At 41.0% G+C, this 1,547-nt stretch carries 2 protein-coding genes; both read left to right on the top strand.

Annotation, left to right across the window (positions count from 1 at the left end; all coding sequences use genetic code 11):
* Window positions 1–551, top strand: a 551-nt coding sequence (locus tag KDK18_RS01325) for a WD40 repeat domain-containing protein (protein WP_257252637.1), incomplete at its 5' end; no start/stop codon positions are given.
* Between the two features lie 169 nt (window positions 552–720).
* Window positions 721–1,356, top strand: coding sequence for a hypothetical protein (locus tag KDK18_RS01330; protein WP_257252638.1), 636 nt, complete (start codon window positions 721–723; stop codon window positions 1,354–1,356).
* Window positions 1,357–1,547: the final 191 nt, after the last annotated feature.

Below are 1,547 nucleotides of genomic sequence, written 5' to 3' on the forward strand. Positions count from 1 at the left end.
TAATCTATGGTCAGGAAGACGGATCATGGAAAGAAAAAGCCACCATTTCTCATAATGGTTGGGTCTACTCAGCCACCTTCAGCCCCGATAGCCGCTATGTGATCACCCACGGTCAAGATAATGAGGCGAAAATCTATGGCCAGAACGATCATGGATCATGGGAAGAAAAAGCTACCATTTCCCATCATATGCAAATCAACTCAGTAGCCTTTAGCGCCGATAGCCGCCATGTGATCACCCTCGGTGTAGACAGGAAGGCGAAAATCTATAGCCGAAAGCTCAATGGATCCTGGGAAGGAAAAACCGTCGTTTTCTTTGTTTCATATCTCAAATCAGCAAGCTTTAGCATCGATGGACGCCATGTGGTCATCACCACTAACAATAACGAGGCGGAAATTTATGGCCAGACAAGCGATGGGACATGGCAGAAAAAAGCCTACATTTCCAATCTTAGAGGGATCACCTCAGCCACCTTCAGCGCCGATGGCCATCTGTTGATCATCCATGAAAATGAGCCGGCGAAAATCATTGAGCTAAGGATGGATGAATGACTAGCTTGAACTTTTTATGCAGATTAACCAGGCTACCGCCGCCATCCATTGAAAGGCGACCTTGACTACTTAGTCTTAATGACAAGAATGTTAATCACCATAACAAAATATCAAACAATGAATTTAGATTATTGTCCAATAAGCTAAAGACTTAAAAGGAGAGTGATTAATGACAATAATAAACGGTTCATTACTTGGAGATATCGTTAAGTTTCATAAACCAGAGCATCATGCCAACACGGCAGTCATCGTAATAGATGAGATGGATAAAAAATGGAGTTCTGAGACTGTTGAGAATCATCTTGTTAGAAAACAAAGCCAACAAGAAACCCTTCGCTTTTGTAAAGAGCTTGGATGTAGAATCATTGTCGTTCATGAGCACAAAGAAGCACATCCAAGGCATATCTATGATGTTATTAAAAAACCAGATTTTCACTGCACCAAGCAAGCGCTAGGTGTGCTTAACGCAAAAACTGAGCCTCCCTTATTGCCTTTTTTAAAAGAAAGAAAGATTACAAGCCTTGTTCTTATGGGGGGTCACTACCGTATGTGTGTTCGAGAATCTTTGATAGGCCGTTGTTCTTTTGGGCTTTTAAGTTCTGGCATTCTTAATCATCAAATTACCGTACTCACATCGCCGTCTTTACTGGCTAGTTACAGACCTGAAATGTATCAATTAGAGCCTAAATTTTCGGCTGATGCCTGTTCATTCAATAACAAAAATGGTGATTTTATCGCAGATGCTCAATGGCCAGTTTTTGCATTACACACAGGAATGAGAATCTATACAAAAATTTCTGATTAGCTTCGATCTTGCTTTGTGCAGCTGATGAGCCGCAAAGGGAACTTTAAACATCAGCTTGCCAGGATAGCGTAAATAGTTTCCGAAAAAGTTTTCGAAAAATAGTGTCAAAAAAACTCTTGCCATATCCTATTCCAGGAGCCTGTCGGACTTAAGACTGTCCTACTGCGGTTGCAATAAATTGGTCTAAAAAT

The organism is Endozoicomonas sp. SESOKO3, from assembly GCF_024606255.1.

Excerpts from the sequence above, each read along its gene's own strand:
- KDK18_RS01330 (WP_257252638.1), top strand. The coding sequence starts at position 721 with ATGACAATAATAAACGGTTCATTACTTGGAGATATCGTTAAGTTTCAT.